We start from the raw sequence: 16,952 nt of genomic DNA on the forward strand, positions 1-16,952 counted from the left end.
ATCAACAGCGTCGAATCAGAACGCGCGATTCCAAGCAACATCAAAGTGCTCTAGACGCAGGAAGGGGTCTCATGGTGTAGAGCTTCTTACCTCCATCTGAACCTAGGCCAAGGTGATGACCGGCTTGGCCTTGGTCAGGTCATGCAACAGGGCTTCATGCTCTGCCAGCAGGGGGTTCCGATAGCTGCCGACCCTGGAAGGCGCCCGTGCTGCCCGGCTCCCGGATTCGCGGCATCAGCTTGATCGCCACCAAGCGGCTTGTCTCAAAGTGCTGTGCTACCTCCTGCGCCGAACTGCTCGCCTCAACCGCGCAAACCGACCGCCAACGAAGACCTACAGACAAGGGTGCCATCATCGTCTGCGGTTCTGTCCGGCAATTTGGCGACGGCGGCTCTGGCTCTACTTAATGGCACGCTGGGCATCTGGAGACCGAAAGAGGAACAGTCCTAGTATGTCGGCTCGCTCCACACTGTCCCCTACCCGATTCATGCGGTAACGCCGCGGCACTTCTCTCGATAGGCTCTGTGACTGGAACTCTGCGATGCGCAGGTTGAGGATGGTGGCGGCGAGATGGGCGAAGCTCATCCAACTGCGACGGCTTTTGTCGTGCCTGAGGGCGATGCGCACCCAGTCCTTGAGCCGGGAGAACAGGTTCTCGATGGCGTGGTGCCGGGCGTACAGCGTGGGATCTCAGTCCGGCGGATCGACCATGCCGTGCCTGGGCGGGGTATGGACGGTGCAGCCCCTGGCGGCAAAGCTCGCGCGGAGCGGCGCCGAGATGTAACCACGATCGAGCGCGGCATCGCAGGCCGGGATGCCCGAGGCGAGCGCCGTCGCATAACATAGGTCGGAGTGCTGTCCGGGGCTGGCGATCAGCTGCAGGACCCGGCCCGCGCTATCAGCGCAGGCATGCAGCTTGGAGCACAGCCCGCCACGACTGCGGCCGAGCGCCTCGGCGGCCGTGCTGCCCGCCGCCCCGCTCGAGGCCCGGTCGGCCTTGCAGGTGGTGCTGTCGAGCAGCAGCAGCCCGTCGGCGGGCCGGCTCGGGCGGAGCGGCTCAAAGACCAGCTCCCACCAGCTGCGTAGGCACCATCGCCGCCAGCGATGATAAACGCTGGACCAGCAGCCCAGCGCGTCTGGCAAGTCACGCCACGGCGCGCCCGTGCGGCAATTCCAAAGCGCCGCCTCGACAAAGCGGTGAAGCGCCACCTGATCATGCTTCCACGCGAGCGGGATCTGCTGCAGCACCAGCATCAGCGACATCCATTCGGCGTCGTCCAGGCTTGTCCTGGTCATGGTCGGATCTTCCGGAAAGCCGGGAGAACGTCTCAAGGCGCACAGTCAGAAGCCGATGCAGAACCGAATGGTCAGCCAGCCACTCGAGTCACAGAGCTTAGAGCTTTTGGGTCTTCACCCGCGGGTCGCCTCCAAGATTGATTGCATGCCGCCGAGATGCCCAAGTTCCGGCGACCAGAAAAACACCATGCGTACGTCGCGGAACCCTGCCAAGCGTAGCTCCTCGATCAGTGCCCAACCAAAATGCCGGAAGCACAACACACCAGAACCATCGAGGGGATCACCATGATACTCCGGCGGCAGGATGTGGCGAATACCGCCATCGGCGTCGAGTTCCGCTCGGACGACATGCGGGTGCGACTCCAGTGCGAAGGGCACCGTCATCAGCAGCCGGCCGCCTGGCCTCAAGCATCGGGCGAATTCGTGCAAGCCCGCCATGTGGTCAGGTACGTGCTCCAGCACATCGAAGCTGCCGATGCAGGCGAAACTGCCGGTCTTCAGTGTCAGCGCTGTCACGTCCTCATGCCGTAAGCCAGCGGCATTGGTCTGGCCGGGCGTAGTGCCGTCGCGCAGGTATTCGCTGCCGGTCAGGTAGGGGAAGCGCGCTGCGGTCGCCTTGTAAAGCGGTGTCATCTGCTCGGTGACGTAAACGGCTCCGGCGGCACCCGTTGTCTCCGTCATGAACATCAGTGCGGCGCGCATGCGGTTGTTCAGGCCACAAGTCGGGCAAACCAAATGCTCGCGCCAGTTCGGTATGCGCGTACCGTCATCAGCGGTGAAGCAGTTGTCGTAGCTGACTTGGAAGGACGAATCTCGGTCGCAGACCCAGCAATGGCCGGGCACTGCGAAAATCGGCTCCGGCCGGATCATCGAGCGTTCATGCTGCGCCATGTTTCGCTGCCTCTCCTGCAGCGACGCCGTCAAGTTGCGGAAGCCGTCCAAGCTGTGGCAGCTGCCAAGTTCCACCTCCCGCCAGAGCCGGGCTCGGTTCCGTATCCTGCTCTGGCTCGGGACCAAACGCTTCAGGGAGGATATGAGTCCTTGCAATATCATATATCATTTCGCCGGAGATGGACGGGAAGCGTGGCACACATGCTATGCTCGAATATTCTAAAGTGGCTCGGTCTAGGTCAATTACCTACAGCAGCCTGCATGACAACCGTGGTTGCAGGGTCGTTCCGGATGCGTGATGCAGGTGCGGCAGGTTTTGGCGGGCTCGGCGCGAGCACGTCGGAGCCAGTATTGCCGATGGCCCTGACTGCTTCAGGACCATTTAGCGCGAGCGCTCGGTGACCCGTTAGTCGGATTGCTCCAGCGAGATCGTGCGAATGATGTGTATGGTCGCAGCCTTGTTCGCGAAGATGCCAACACCGTCCATTCTGCGCTGAGGTGCCGAGGCCCAAGGGAGGTAGAGAAGTAAATCCTTGGCCCGAGCTTCGGGACTTATGGCTCCGCGGTTCCGACCCGCCTCTGCAAGTCTCGCTCTTTCCATCCCCTGCTCTCGTAAGCTCGACTGCGAAAATGATCCCCTCATGGTGAATGGTAGCGTCGCCGATCTTCTCCAGCAGGCGTCGAAGGGCAATGGTTTGGTCAATCATGGTGCTCGATTGCAGGTCCTAGTTGTCGGTCGCCGCAGCCCGGCCCTGCCATGAACCACCTCGATGGCCGCTTCGGATTTGGCAGCGACGTCCCACACCGCCGGGCGGGAACCGACCGTTTGAGTCGTACCCGCCCTTCATTGGTCCAGGCAATGAGAAACCGGTTGTGGCCCGCGGCACCGAAGAAGCTTCTTCCTATTCACTGCCCCCTGCTCATGACCTTGCGCGACGTCTGACCGACCGTCACCAGCCTCCGCAAGTGCGTTGTGGCTGAGCGGCGGATGATGGCATACCTGGGAATAGCAACAGCATGCCTTCGCAATCCGGTTGCACTCTGCTACCGTGTCTAAACCTTGGCTTTAAACAACGGTAGGCTTCGATTGTCTGACCCTCCGACCAAGTCCGAAGCTGTCCCAATGATTCCGGCTGCAGTCGCCGCAGCGCAGATGCGGCGAGACCGCGATGCTTTGGCCCAAGCTCAAGCCCAGATCGCTGAACTTCGCAAACCACTGCAGTATCTAGAGAGCCTGCCACCTTACCGGGCTTACACGCTTGCCAGGCGTGCTTACCAACGACTGCCCATCGGCATTCGCACCTGGATCAGGCGTGCTTGGGTCAAACGAACGGGCGCGGCGCCTGCCACCCTGGCCCCTGTACCAGCCTTGAAGCCTTCGAGGGGGCGCGTCCTGGTCATAGATGATCACTGGCCGCAGCCGGACCGCGACTCAGGCTCGATTGATATCATCAATCTCGTGCATGCGCTCGAAGCGCTTGGCTTCGACGTGATCCTGGCGGCCGCGCGGCAGCACAACGACCCTTCGCCGGAACGCGACGCGTTGATACGCAGCGGCTTGCGCTGCCTGCTGCCATTCGATGCTGCCTCAGTGGACGAGTTCCTGGTGCACCAGGGCCGTTCGCTCGATCTTTGCGTGCTCTGCCGCGTCTATTGTGGTGGCCGTTTCTTGGAAGCGGTACGGCGCCATTCCCTGGCGGCACGGGTCATCTTCAATACGATCGACCTGGCGTTCCTGCGTGAAGAGCGCAGAGCGGAAGCCACGGACGATGCCGCACTCCGGGCGGCCGTGCGCGACGTGCGCGCGCGGGAGGAGGAGATCATCCGTGGCAGCGATGCCACCCTTGTCGTCTCACGGGCCGAATTCAACCTCTTGGCAAGGGAGGTTCCAGAGGCCTTGGTCGCGGAGATGCCGCTCGCCCGGGCCCTGATACCGCCTTCCACCAGCTTCGCGCGGCGTACCGGCATCGGCTTCATCGGCGGCTTTGCCCATGCGCCGAACGTCGATGGGATGCGGTACTTCCTGGCGGAAATGTGGCCCCTCGTCTTACGCGATCTGCCTGAACTCCAGTTGACGATCGTCGGCGCGGACTTCCCGGCCGACCTGCTCGCGGGCGTACCCGGTCGCGTGCGCTCGCTCGGTCACATGCCGAATGTCGTTCCGTGGTTCGAGGGGCTGCGCCTGACCATCGCACCGTTGCGCTTCGGGGCGGGGGCGAAAGGCAAGGTTGCCTCCAGCCTTGCGGCAGGCGTGCCCTGCATCGCCACTTCCGTGGCGGCGGAGGGCATGTCCCTGTCTGAGGCTGCGGGAGTTCTGGTCGAGAACGACCCAGCCGCCTTCGCCGCCCGCTTACGCGACGTCTACACCGATGAGGCGCTCTGGAACCGCCTCTCGGCCGGCGGGCTGACCTATGCAGCAGAGACCCTGTCACTCTCGCGTTGGCGAGATCGGCTGGACGCCCTGTTGCGGCAGATCGGGCTCTGATCGGAGGCGGGCTCGCCGCACTTTATCTGTTGCGGTCGAGGGTGCCCGTTATTCCGGCTTGGTCGATGAGGCCTTGAGGTTATCCACGGCTTGGGAAAGCCGTGCCACCTCGGAGGAAAAATGAGCTTGCTCGGCCCTAAGCCGGACCAGCTCCGCTTGGACCTGCTGCAATGCGACATAAAGGCGCCGGACGGGTGGTGCGAGAAGGAGCAGGCTGGTCAGCCGGGAGCGCGGGCGGTTCGGCGTTTTCGGCACCATGGCAGTGATCGTGGCGAAGTCGGAGCCGATCGTGCCATCGGCCATAGCGGCGTCCTCGGCCGCGAAGAAGCGCTCCAGCACGGCGCAATCCTCGGGATCGTCCGGGCGAAAGTTCTGCGCGATATCTCCAAGCACGTTGTGCAACAGCGCGCCGCCGAGCGGCCGCTCCTCCAGAATGGTGAAGTGCTCACGCATCAGCGATAGGATCTCGGCCGAGCGGATCGCTTCGGTCGGATCCGCCGCCACCATTTGCTCGATGGTGGGGCGTGTCAGCCTGTCTTTCGGCTTGCCGCTGGGCAGGCGCCGCAGCCGCTCCGACAGAGAGTCCAGGAGAGCATTGCCTAGGCGGAGCTGCGCGTCCGTCCACTGGAAGCGCGTAGCGCCGACGAACTCGTATAGGTGGAAAACCCCGCCAGGGCGCAGGGCTTGCTTCACAGCCGCGAAGAGCTCCTCCAGCCGCTCCACATGGTGAACGGATGAATGCGCGAAGATGACGTCTGCGCTGCCAGGCGCGAAATTCGCCGCCTCAAGATCCGCCACCCAGTATCGGATGCGGTCGCCAAGTCCGGCGTCCGCAGCAAGGCGCCGCGCTTCAAGGATCGCGCCCTCTGCGAGGTCGAGCGCATCCATCCGCGTCACCAATCCGCGCCCGACGAGGTCCCGCTCAAGACCGCCGAAGCCGCAGCCGAGGGAGAGCGCATGGCCAATAGGCAAGCGCCATCCGCGCATAGCAAGTAGCTCCATGAGATGGCCGTAAGCGTCCTGATCCGGCCGGCCGGAAGCCAGGCGGTTTACGCGGTCGCGAACCACGGGCTGCGCCAGCCAATATTGACCCAGGACCTGTGCATCCCGGGCAGAAGCCGCAGACCAAACCTCATTAACCTTGTCCCGGCGGGCAAGGTCGGCGGCCTCGACCGTTTCGTCGGCAAGCTTCATGCCCATCCCTCAGCGCACAGCCGTTGTTTAAACGGAGGCCTTGCTGCACTCCATGCGTGATGACCGCGTCCGGACAACACCTTTAAGTTGCTCAAAGAAAGCCTCGCGAGAATAAAAATAGGCTTGATTTCAACGCTCGTCCAGTCTGCAAGAGCCCATCGCGCAAGGACTGGTTTCAGCGTATGTTGGACAAACTTGAGACACCGGCTTTGGGCGACGAGATGACCTGGGGGGCGGTGCGCATTGCCCAACCCGGTCCCTGGGCGGGACATATTCCCTTTGCCTTCTGGCTCGTGAAGGCGTTGCGGCCAGGTTGCCTGGTAGAGCTGGGCACCCACTCCGGGAATTCCTATTTCGCATTCTGCCAGGCCATCAATGCCTTCTGCCCGGGCGCGCGGGCCTATGCCGTGGACACGTGGCAGGGAGATGAGCACGCTGGCTTTTATGGGGAGGATGTCTACGCAGATGTCGCCGCGTTCAACGCCGCGCATTTCGCGCAGTTCTCTACGCTCCTCCGCACCACCTTCGATGACGCGCGTAGCTACTTCCCCGATGGTGGTCCGGACAGCGGCATCGACCTGCTGCACATCGATGGACTGCACAGCTACGAGGCGGCGGGGCACGACTTCGAGGCTTGGCGCTCCGCACTGTCTCCGCGCGGCGTCGTGCTGTTCCACGACATCAATGTCAGGGAGAGAGGCTTTGGAGTTTGGCGTCTTTGGGAGGAGCTGCGGACGCAATATCCCTCCTTCTCCTTCGACCATTCCAACGGCCTGGGCTTGCTTGGCGTGGGGATGGATCAGCCGTCGGCCTTGAGATCCCTCTTCGCGCTACCGCCGAAGGACGCCGCAGATTTCCGCCGCCGCATCGCCGCACGAGGCGAGGCATTCCAGCGCCAGGCGGATGCTTTGGCCCTGCAAGAACAGATCGCGGCCAAGGACCGGCACATCGCCGATCTGACGGCGGAGACCAATGCATTGGCTGCGCAAGTCTCCGCAACGGGTACCACAGCTCAGCGGGAAGCTGACTGGCGGGAAAACCTGCTAGAGGCCTTGCGCGAGCAACTGGCGTCCAAAGATGCCCTGATCCAAGTGCTCAGCAATACGGCTGCCGCACGCAGCGCTGCGCTGACTGCGCGGGATCGTATAATCAACGCTCGGGACGATCTGGTCATGCGGCTCTCGGCCAGCCTGCGGGTACAGCAGCACGAGCACAGGCAGGATCTTGAGCGTTCATTGCGTGATCTCGAGACGCGCATGGCTCAGGCCCAGCAGGAACGCGACGCCATGGCCGATGCGCTGCACCGGACCAGAGCGGAGGCACAGCAGACCGTCCAGGCCGTCGCCCTGCAGTATGTCAGCTCCACGTCCTGGCGATTGACTCGCCCGCTCCGCGTCGGCATGCGGCTGATACGGGAGAGGCGTCTCCGGCCGGCACCGCCCGCACCCCTCCCGATACCCTTTGCCGACGCGCTCCCGCCCTCGCCACAGCCCATGATGGCCGCGCTGGCCGAGGAAGGGACCGCCCCTGCCAATCCGGCGAAGACGGCGATGCGCGCGATGCTCTCGGCGCGCCTTGACGCCTTCCTTTCGGGCGCAGCGAAACTTCGCCTGCCGCGGGCGGAGCGTCCCGAGGTCAGCATCGTCCTCGTTCTCCACAATCAGGCGGAGCTCACCTTCGGATGCCTGGGCTCCATCGCCGAGACGCTGGCAGATGGTGGACCTCGCGTAGAGGTGGTGATCCTCGACAACGCCTCGACTGACCGCACCGCCATGTTGTTGGATCGGATCGAGGGACCGGAGATCATCCGCAACAAGACGAACCTGCACTTCCTCAAAGGCGTGAACTTGGCCGCGCGCTCGGCGACAGGGAACGCGCTGTTGCTGCTGAACAACGACGCGCAACTCCTTCCCGGCGCCGTCGCCGCTGCGCTCCGAACCCTCGATTCCCGGCCCGATATCGGCGCCGTGGGCGGGCGCATCATCCTGCCGGATGGGACGCTGCAGGAGGCTGGATCCATTTTGTGGCGCAACGGCGCCGCCGCCGGCTATGGCCGCGGCCAGGACCCGAACGCGCCCGACTTCATGTTCCAACGGGATGTGGACTACTGCTCCGGTGCCTTCCTGCTCACGTCCATGACGGTGTGGCGGGAGCTGAGCGGCTTCGACGAGCGCTACGCCCCCGCCTATTACGAGGAGACCGACTACTGCCTGCGCCTATGGGAAAGCGGGCGCCGGGTGGTCTTCGACCCCGACGTCGCCATCATACACTATGAGTTCGGCAGTTCGGCCTCCTCCGCTGATGCCCTCGCATTGCAGGCAACGAATCACCGAATTTTTGTGGAGCAGCACAGGGAATGGCTGGACGGGCAGTTTCCGCTGGACCCGATGAACGTCCTCGCTGCCCGCACGGCACGCTCCGGCCGACGGCGCATTCTGGTGCTTGATGACCGCGTGCCCAAGCCGGAGCTTGGCCGGGGCTATCCCCGCGCGAACCGCTTCCTGCACGAGCTGCTGGAAGCCGGAGCCGATGTGGCGCTGTTCCCCATGAACCGCCATGCGGAGACCTGGTACGGGGTGCGACGTGCACTGGACAAGCGCATCGAGGTGCTGATTGCCGCCGACCGCACGCAGATCCGTGCCTATCTCGAGGCGCGCCGTGGCCATTTCGACGCAATCATCGTGTGTCGCCCGCCGAACATGGCGACCTTCGAGGAAGCCATCGGTTCCGACCGCGACTTGATCGGCGAGGCGCGCGTGATCTACGATGCCGAGGCGCTGTTCGTGACCCGGGACTTGCAGCGCCGCGAGGCCCTGGGTCAAGTCCCCTCCGAGCTCGAGCGGCACGTCATGGTCGCCTCCGAAGTAGGACTGACGAGGCTGGCGGATTCCGTCGTTTCCGTCTCCCCGAGCGAGCAGGACACTTTGGAGACCTATGGCGCACGGGACGTCCGCATCCTCGGCCATGCGCTGGAGGACGAACCGCTGTCTACGGGTTTCGACGAGCGGGACAGCATCGTCTTCCTCGGCGCCATAGATGCCGACGACGCGCCGAATGCCGATGCCGTGCGCTGGTTTGCCATGGACGTCCTGCCGGCGTTGCGTCGCACCCTCGGCGAGAAGACGCGCTTGACTGTAATCGGTCTGGCCCAGGCGCCGAGCATCGTGGCGCTGGACGGCACGGCGCTGGACCTCGTGGGCATGGTCGACGACCTGCATGCCGCGCTGGCCAAGGCTAGACTGATGGTCGTGCCGAGCCGCCTCGGCGCCGGCATTCCGCACAAGGTCCACCAGGCGGCCATGCTCGGCATCCCGATGGTGGTCACCTCCCTCATCGCGAACCAGCTTGGCTGGAAGGACGGCAGAGAGGTGCTGGTTGCCGACGACGCCTCCGCATTCGCCGCAGCCTGCAGCCGCCTTCATCAAGATCGCGCCTTGTGGGAGAGCGTACGCCGGAATGCGCTGGAACAGGCGCGCCAAGACTGCGCGCCTGAGGCATTCGCCGCCACGGTGCGGAGGCTGGTCGAGTCGTTACCGATCACGCGCCGCCGGCCGGAAGAGCTGGTGCGGGCCGAGCAGCAGTTGCCTCCGCCCAGCACGGACGAGGAGCCGAATACCAGCCGCCCGGCCGAGGCCGATTTCAGCCTGGCCATCCCCTTCGACTTCTCACCGCTGCAGGTGCCGCCGCCGCGCATTGCGGTGATCTGCCATCTCTACCACCCCGAGGTAGGGCGGGAGGTGCGGGGTTACCTACGGAACCTCCCTCTTCCCGCGGACCTCTTTCTCTCAACCGATACGGCCGAAAAAGCGGACGCCGTCCGCGCGACCTTCTCGGATTGGGAGGACGGGCGCCTTGAGGTACGCGTCCTGCCGAACCGGGGCCGCGACATCGCGCCGAAGCTGGTGGGCTTCGCCGATGTCCATGCGGACCACGACCTGGTGTTGCACCTGCATTCCAAGAAGTCGGACCACGCGCATTTCCTCGCGCCGTGGCGCGGTTTCCTGTTCGAGAGCCTGCTCGGCTCGAAGACGGCCGTCTCCAGCATCCTCGACGCCTTTGCGCGCCTGCCGCGGCTCGGGATGGTAGCGCCGCAGCATTACGAATCGGTGCGCCGCTGGCTCGGCTGGAACGGGAATTACGACTTGGCGCTGGGGCTGGCCCGTCGCATGGGTATCGCGCTCTCGCCCGTCCGGGCGCTCGACTTTCCGTCAGGTTCCATGTTCTGGGCCCGCCCCGCCGCGCTGGGGCCGTTGCTAGAGCTCAACCTCTCATTCGACGACTTCCCGGCCGAGAGCGCGCAGTTAGACCACACGCTCGCACATGCTATCGAGCGGCTCTACTTCCTGGCCTGCGAACGCAGCGGCCATGCCTGGCTGAAGGTCGCGCAGCCGGCCCTTTACGCTGGCACGGACACGATCCTGTCCGTGCGCAGCCCGGCCGACCTGGAGCGGTTCCTTGGAGAGTTCGGCGTGGCGCTGACCGGCCCCGTCCTGTTGCCGGTGCGGACAACGCCAGCGCCACTGGTAACGCGCGTGCCGCCCGGCCTGGCCCAGCGGCTCGCGCAACGGGGGCTCTAGCTTGTTCGGCCTGTTCCGGCGGTCCGCGCCCGTCGTGGCCAAGTCGGCAGGGGCGGCGCGCGTCTCCGTCGTCGTGCCGCTCTACAATCACGCTGCCTATATCGAAGCGGCGATCGCGAGCGCACTGGCGCAAGGCGCGGTGCTCCGCGAGCTGATCGTCATCGATGACGGCTCCACGGATGAATCCGCCCGCGTGATGCGGGACCTTGCCGCAAGCGACCCGCGCATCCGCTTCCGCACCCAGGCGAACCAAGGTGCTCACGCCACTATCAATGCGGGGCTGCGCGACTGCACCGGCGAGTTTGCCGCGATCCTGAATTCGGACGACATCTATGAGCCGGGGCGCCTGGATGCACTCGCGCTGCGCCTGGACGCCGAGCCTGAAGCCGACATCGCGGCGTCCGGCATCACCTTCATGGACGGGCGGGGCAAGGCAATCGTCAATGAATGGTATACCGAGGTGCTGGCCTTCCGTGCAGGCCGCGATTTGGGTGCCTCGCTGGTCAACGGCAATTTCTTGATGACCACCTCCAACTTCCTTTTCCGCCGCAGCCTTACCGGGCGAATTGGGGAATTCGCAGCACTGCGCTACACCCATGACCTAGATTTCGTCCTGCGTGCTCTCGCGCTCGGACACCGCGTCTCGTTGGTGAATGAAGAGCTGCTGCGCTACCGCATGCATGACAGTAACACTATTTCGGAGGATCACAGGCGCGTGCGTTGGGAATGGGCTGCCTCCGCTGCCGCCTACCTCACCTTGCTTTGGGACCGTCCCGGAGCGCCCGCGCCGGATTGGGACGCTGCAGCGGACATCGAGGAGGTGCTCAAGCGCCATGACCTCGCCCGTGCCGTACATCCCTGTATGGCCTACTTGCGACACAACGGCGGCGGGCGGCTGGACACCGGGCCGCTGCTGGCGGACAAAGCCTTCAGCGCGCGGATGGCAGGTTGGGTTTGATGCGCATTCTGGTCCTCAGTAATCTTTATCCACCCAATGTGGTGGGCGGCTATGAGCGGTTGTGTCACGAGGTGTCGTCGGAGCTGGCGGCGCGTGGGCACGAGGTGACGGTGCTCACGAGCAGCTTCGGCAACGCGGTCGCGGACTACCACGGCCAGCGCATCCTCCGCGAGTTGGAGTTGCTCACCGGCGCAGACATCTACACGCCCTTTCCCGGCACGGCCGAAGATCGCGCTCTGGTCAGCGCACGCAATCGCGCGACGCTAAACCGCGTTCTGGACGAGTTGCGCCCGGATGTCGTCTTCGCCTGGAACCTCTTCTTCCTTGATGCCTCCATCTTGGACGCACTCGTGGCCAGTCCCTACCGCACCGTAGCCATGCTGACCGACAACTGGCTACTGGTAATGCGCAATCCCACCTTCGTCAGCAACTTCTTCCGCGATGTCGTCCATGGCAGCGTGCCCTTCATCCCTCCTCCCGCACCGCCTGCCTGGCGTCCCCTGGCCGGGCGTGTGAAGCGGGCGCTGCTGCGCTTGGTCGGATCCAAGCCGCCACGAAAGCTCGAGGCCATCTTCGGCTCCTTCTTCATGCGCGACTTCTACGCGGCGGGTGGCTTGCCCTTCCGCACCTACCGCGTCATCCATAACGGCGTGCGCCAAGCGGTACGTGAGCCAGGCATCATGCCCGACCGAACGCGACTGGCGCGGGCAGGCACGCTGCGCCTCCTCTTTGCTGGACGGCTGGTGGATCTGAAGGGGGCGGATACCGCGGTGGAGGCATTGGCACTGCTCGATCCGCAGTCGATTGGCGTGGAGCGCGTCACGCTGACGATCGTCGGTGACAGCCAGGACACGGTCTATATGACACGCTTCGCCGAGGTCGTGGAGCAAAGTGGCAAAAGCGAGCTGATCGAGAGGCACTCTACGGTTCGAGAGGACGAGCTGCCCGCGCTGTTCGACGCGCATGATATCTACCTGTTCCCCTCCCTTTACGAGCCTTTCTCCCTAACCCTGATCCACGCCCTCGCCTGCGGGATACCCACCGTCGCTTCGCGGGTTGGCGGGAATGTCGAAATCGTCCGGGAGGACGCGTCCGGCCTTCTGTTCGAAAAGGGTAACGCCGCGGACCTCGCGCGCGCCGTTACTCGGCTGGCTGGTAATCCAACCCTTCGCGCCCGGCTTTCGGCGGGGGGGCAGGCGGCAGGAGGCCGATTCACTTTCGGGCGGATGGTGGGGGACATGGAGCAGTTCCTCCGAGCGCAGCCTTGACCCACAATTCGAACCCCACCGGCCCCGGCTTGGCCGGCACGGAGTGCCTCGTCCTCGGGGCGGGTGGCTTCATAGGCATCAACCTCTGCCGCGTGCTGAGCGTTGCCGGCGCATCCGTTTGCGGCTATGGCCACGCCCCGGCTTTTCCGGCGGCGCTACCGCCCATTCGCTGGATCTCCGCCGAATTTTCCGACCGCGCCACGCTGGCCGGCGCGCTTGAGGGCGTCGACACCGTCTTTCATCTTCTCGGTGCCAGTATCCCGGCCCATGCGGAGCGTGACCCTGCCGAAGACCTGCGTTCGAATGTGGCTGCGTCAGTCGACCTGCTCGGGTTGTGCCAGACGGCGGGTGTCCGGCGCATCGTCTACATCTCGTCCGGCGGTACAGTCTATGGTGTGCCGCAAAGTTTGCCGATCAGCGAAGCTCATCCGACGGATCCGATCTCCGCCTATGGCATCCACAAGCTTCTCATGGAGAAGCACCTCGGTCTTCAGACTTATCGATATGGCACGCGGGTGATGATACTGCGTGCCTCAAATCCGTATGGGCCCTTCCAAATTCCCGATCGTGGCCAAGGCTTGATAGCCACGTTGATCCAGCGGCGTTTGGCACGCAGGCCGGTGGAGATCTGGGGTGACGGCCGTATCGTACGGGACTTCCTCCATATCGATGATTTGGTGGACGCCATGCTGCGCGCTGCCGCTTATAAGGGCTCATATAGCGTTCTGAATGTCGGCTCCGGAATAGGGCGATCTGTCCTGGACGTGGTCGCTTCCGTCGACACGGTTCTTGGTACCAAGGGTGCCGAGATTTTGCACTGGCCGGGCCGGGCGGTGGACGTTCCCACCAATGTGTTGGACGTGGCGCTGATTCGCCGCGAGCTTGGCTGGGAAGCGCGGACAGAGTGGATGCAGGGCCTGCGCGGTACGGCGGAGTGGATCGCAAGTGCCTGCCAGCCGGCGCCGTTGGCCCTGCGCAGCACAGGACCGCTCGCGTGAGTCATAGGCCTTCGCTGATCCGAGTCTTGAAGTTGGACGAACCGATGCGGGGACGTTGGACCCGGATCACGCTTCAGGCTTCTATCCCAGGCGATGTGACGATCCCCTACGTCACTTTGCATGATGAGCGGGCCGAATCGATTGGCGGACATTTCTACCTGCGCGGTTCCGCCACCGCTCGGCCAAAGTGCAACACGTATCGGCTCATCCTCTTCATCCCCGAAAGAGCGGTGGAAGTACGCCTTTTCGCAGTGGGACCGCAGGCGGAAGACATGCGGCAGGGACGGCTTACCTTCCATCCTCTCTCCCGTGCGCAGGCCTCCGCGCATTTGGTCCTCACTTCTCCCAGGCAGACGCTGCGGAGCTGGAGGCAGGGAGACTGGTTCCGGCCTGGGGCGGCTCGCAGTCGCATACGGCAGTTTCTTGCGAGGCTGGCGTCCGAGGCAAATACCCCGCGATACGAATACTCCACCTGGCTGGCCTTGTTCGACCATTGGTCTGCCAAAGATTTTTCGGCGCGGTCCAAGACCCCTTCGATTGGATACCTAATCTTTTCAAGGCAGCAAACCTCGGAGGCATTGAAGGCCACGCTTCGGAGCTTGAAGGCTCAGTGGGGCGGTCCTGCTTATGCGGTCGTCGCACCGGCGCCAGAGTGCACTCTGCGCCACCTCGTTGAGGGGCTGGCCACGGATTACATCGGCTTTCTTCAGGCCGGTGAGTTGTTGCCGCTGCATGCCACACGGCTTGCGGCTGAGCAACTCGACTATCTCGGTTACCCCGAGCTCGCCATTGTGGACGAGGACGAAGTTTCGACTGACGGCGTGCGGCAAGCGCCCAAGTTCAAGCCTGAGCCTAACCACATGATGATGCTGTCAGGCGTGCTTTCGCGTGGCCTATGGCTGGCGCAGCGCTCGACGTTTTTGCGAGACGCGCCGGAGATCACGGAATGGGCGGAAGTCGTGCGGTTGACTGTCTGGCTCGCCCGTCAGCGAACTGGGGCACGGTCCTTCAGCAAGCGGATTCCCTTCATCCTCACGCATCGCAGGCCGGACACGGAGGCGGCGCCGCCCAGTTTGCTTGCCGAAGTTGTTGAGCAGCATCTTCGCGGCGGCGGGCCAGGAATCGCCCCGGTTCCGACCTGGCCACTTACCTTTCGGATGCGTGAACCCAAGCCGGAGGAACGGATTACAATCATCATCCCCTCCACCCTCCGACAACCGCATTCCCTTTCTTGTATCTGCGCCGTACTGGATGGCACGGACCATCCTCATTTCGATATTCACGTCGCGGTCATGCAGCCTGGACCGTTAGACGTCCGGCAGCGTGCGAATGCCGAGGCGCTCAAGCGCTATTCGAACGTGACGGTAGCACTACTTGAGGCGCCACATTTTAACTTCTCCGAAGCCAACAATCGAGTTGCGGCGCGCACTACCGGCGAACATATCCTGCTGTTGAATGATGACGTGGTGCCGATCCGGCGCGACTGGCTGCGCTGGCTGGCTTCATTCCTGCAAGATCCTCAAGTCGGAATTGTCGGCGCCAGGCTTCTCTACCCGGACCAGCGCGTACAGCATGGCGGTGTCATTATGGGATTGTCCGGCCTCTGCGACCATGCTCATCGCTATCTGCCCGCGGCCGAGCCCGGCTACATGTTCCGGGCCATCATAGCACAGGAGCTGTCGGCCGTGACTGCGGCTTGCATGCTTGTGCGCCGGTGGCTCTATACGGAGGTAGGAGGTCTCGACAGGCTGTATCCTAGTGCCTTCAACGATGTCGACTTCGCTTTGCGGGTTGGCAAGGCGGGCTACTCCATCGTTTACGCGCCGCAAGCTGAGCTGCACCACCACGAGCTTCAGACTTATGGGTCGCATTACGCAGGAGAGCGGCAGCTTTTCGAGGCCGAGGAGGTGCAACGAATGCGAAGGGAATGGGCTGAATTGTGCTTCGCGGATCCATTCCACAATCCGAATCTGAGCCTAACCTACAACTTGGAGTGGGAGTTGGCATTTCCACCGCGAATTGACATCGACCGAAAATGGCGTGGGGTCGTGCCCCACGGCGTGGTGTACGAGTGATGCTCCTGGCGGGCTGTGCCGCGGCGTCAGACAGCGGCAACTGGCAGGCTGACGGCTGGAGTATCGCTCACGGTGGTGATGGTCTCCAGCGTCATATAGCGCGAGCGCTGGGTGGCCCATTCATCGGATTGCTCGAGCAGCAGCGCGCCGACGAGCCTGACGACGGCGGCTTCGTTGGGAAAGATGCCGACCACGTCGGTGCGGCGCTTGATCTCGCCGTTGAGCCGCTCGATGGGGTTGGTAACCGGTATGTAGACCGCGATGCCTGTCTCTTCCGGCTGGGATGGCTTCGATCCTGATGTAAGGTGTGACCATCCGAGACGAGGGGCACCGGGAGCACGCAAGGTGGGTAGGCCAATGTATTCGATGAGCCGAGAGCTCGCGTTAGTAGCTGGCCGCCCCTGCGACTTACCCGGTTGCGCCGTGAGCGCGGATCCGTAGTTGTCGTGTTGCCCACTTGCTCCCGTCTGAACTGCTGGAGAGGAGCATGCGATGGGACGTGTGATTGGCGTGGACATCCACCGCACCTTCGCAGAGGTGGTAATCTGGGAGGATGGGCGATTGCGCCCGACAGGGCGGGTCGATATGACTCGCTCCGGCCTGGAAGGCTTCGGCTGAACCCTGGCCAATACGGACGAGGTCGTGGTCGAGGCGACCGGCAACGCGATAGCGGTGGTGCGGGTGCTTGGGCCGTATGTTGCCCGGGTGATCGTGGCCAACCCGCTGCAGGTCTAAGCAATCGCGCACGCCCAGGTCAAGACCGGCAAGATCGACGCCGGGGTGCTTTCCTCGCTCCGAGCCGCGGGCTTCCTGCCCGAGGTCTGAGTGCCCGACGCCGACACCGAGCGGCTTCATCGGCTGGTGGCGCGGCGCAACCAGGTCGTGCAGCACCGGACGCGGGTCAAGAACGAGACGCTTGCCATCCTGCAGGCGCATCTGGTCCCGCCCTGCCCGCATGCCGACCTGTTCGGCTGGATCGGATCTGGCTCGGGCAGCAGGTGCTGCCGGATAACGAGCGGGGAGCGATCGAGCGGCATCTGTGGGAACTCGACCGCCTGGGTGAGGACCTTGGCGCCCTCGACAAGGACATCGCCCAAATGGCGATCGGTGACCCTGCGGCCAAACGGCTGCTGACTGTCACCGGCGTCAACCTAACCCGTCTTATTCATCGGACGTCGGGATATCGGCTGGCGGATGTAGCGTAAGCGGC

The 16,952-nt window shown here is 63.8% G+C and carries 11 protein-coding genes and 1 pseudogene; 7 read left to right on the forward strand and 5 right to left on the reverse strand.

Annotation, left to right across the window (positions count from 1 at the left end; translation table 11 throughout):
* Positions 1–690: 690 nt before the first annotated feature.
* Both AC5JJ6_RS16920 and AC5JJ6_RS16925 read right to left on the reverse strand, forming a co-directional pair.
* Positions 691–1,296 (reverse strand): IS5 family transposase, encoded by a 606-nt coding sequence (locus tag AC5JJ6_RS16920; protein ID WP_496043179.1) that lies wholly within the window; start codon positions 1,294–1,296, stop codon positions 691–693.
* A gap of 114 nt (positions 1,297–1,410) precedes the next feature.
* Positions 1,411–2,187 carry a class I SAM-dependent methyltransferase gene (locus AC5JJ6_RS16925; protein WP_496043180.1) on the reverse strand — a complete coding sequence of 259 codons (777 nt, stop codon included), beginning with the start codon at positions 2,185–2,187 and terminating at the stop codon, positions 1,411–1,413.
* A 1,123-nt stretch (positions 2,188–3,310) separates the two neighbouring features.
* Between AC5JJ6_RS16925 and AC5JJ6_RS16930 the strand changes: the two genes are divergently transcribed.
* Positions 3,311–4,672 carry a glycosyltransferase gene (locus AC5JJ6_RS16930; protein ID WP_496043181.1) on the forward strand — a complete coding sequence of 454 codons (1,362 nt, stop codon included), beginning with the start codon at positions 3,311–3,313 and terminating at the stop codon, positions 4,670–4,672.
* A gap of 48 nt (positions 4,673–4,720) precedes the next feature.
* Here the strand turns inward: AC5JJ6_RS16930 and AC5JJ6_RS16935 are convergent, their stop codons facing one another.
* On the reverse strand, positions 4,721–5,866 hold the full coding sequence (locus AC5JJ6_RS16935) for a class I SAM-dependent methyltransferase (RefSeq protein WP_496043182.1): 1,146 nt from the start codon (positions 5,864–5,866) through the stop codon (positions 4,721–4,723).
* Positions 5,867–6,075: 209 nt separating this feature from the next.
* On the opposite strand from AC5JJ6_RS16935, the gene AC5JJ6_RS16940 reads away from it, so the two are divergent.
* Genes AC5JJ6_RS16940 through AC5JJ6_RS16960 form a run of 5 tightly spaced genes read left to right on the forward strand, consistent with a single transcriptional unit; the run spans position 6,076 to position 15,742 of the window.
* Complete coding sequence (locus AC5JJ6_RS16940; protein ID WP_496043183.1) at positions 6,076–10,443, forward strand: rhamnan synthesis F family protein; 4,368 nt, start codon at positions 6,076–6,078, stop codon at positions 10,441–10,443.
* A 1-nt stretch (position 10,444) separates the two neighbouring features.
* Positions 10,445–11,401 carry a glycosyltransferase family 2 protein gene (locus AC5JJ6_RS16945; protein ID WP_496043184.1) on the forward strand — a complete coding sequence of 319 codons (957 nt, stop codon included), beginning with the start codon at positions 10,445–10,447 and terminating at the stop codon, positions 11,399–11,401.
* Complete coding sequence (locus AC5JJ6_RS16950; RefSeq protein WP_496043185.1) at positions 11,401–12,669, forward strand: glycosyltransferase family 4 protein; 1,269 nt, start codon at positions 11,401–11,403, stop codon at positions 12,667–12,669. The genes AC5JJ6_RS16945 and AC5JJ6_RS16950 overlap by 1 nt, the downstream gene beginning before the upstream one ends.
* The gene (locus AC5JJ6_RS16955; RefSeq protein ID WP_496043186.1) at positions 12,666–13,667 is read left to right on the forward strand and encodes an NAD-dependent epimerase/dehydratase family protein; all 1,002 of its coding nucleotides are present in this window, start codon (positions 12,666–12,668) and stop codon (positions 13,665–13,667) included. The genes AC5JJ6_RS16950 and AC5JJ6_RS16955 overlap by 4 nt, the downstream gene beginning before the upstream one ends.
* Positions 13,668–13,699: 32 nt before the next feature.
* Positions 13,700–15,742, forward strand: coding sequence for a glycosyltransferase (locus AC5JJ6_RS16960; protein WP_496043187.1), 2,043 nt, complete (start codon positions 13,700–13,702; stop codon positions 15,740–15,742).
* Positions 15,743–15,768: 26 nt separating this feature from the next.
* Here the strand turns inward: AC5JJ6_RS16960 and AC5JJ6_RS16965 are convergent.
* A pseudogene (locus AC5JJ6_RS16965) lies at positions 15,769–15,984 on the reverse strand (transposase); the annotation flags it as partial.
* A 166-nt stretch (positions 15,985–16,150) separates the two neighbouring features.
* On the reverse strand, positions 16,151–16,678 hold the full coding sequence (locus AC5JJ6_RS16970) for a hypothetical protein (RefSeq protein ID WP_496043188.1): 528 nt from the start codon (positions 16,676–16,678) through the stop codon (positions 16,151–16,153).
* Between the two features lie 62 nt (positions 16,679–16,740).
* On the opposite strand from AC5JJ6_RS16970, the gene AC5JJ6_RS16975 reads away from it, so the two are divergent.
* Complete coding sequence (locus tag AC5JJ6_RS16975; protein WP_496043189.1) at positions 16,741–16,947, forward strand: hypothetical protein; 207 nt, start codon at positions 16,741–16,743, stop codon at positions 16,945–16,947.
* The last annotated feature ends 5 nt before the right edge of the window (positions 16,948–16,952 follow it).

This window comes from Skermanella sp. (genome assembly GCF_059503625.1).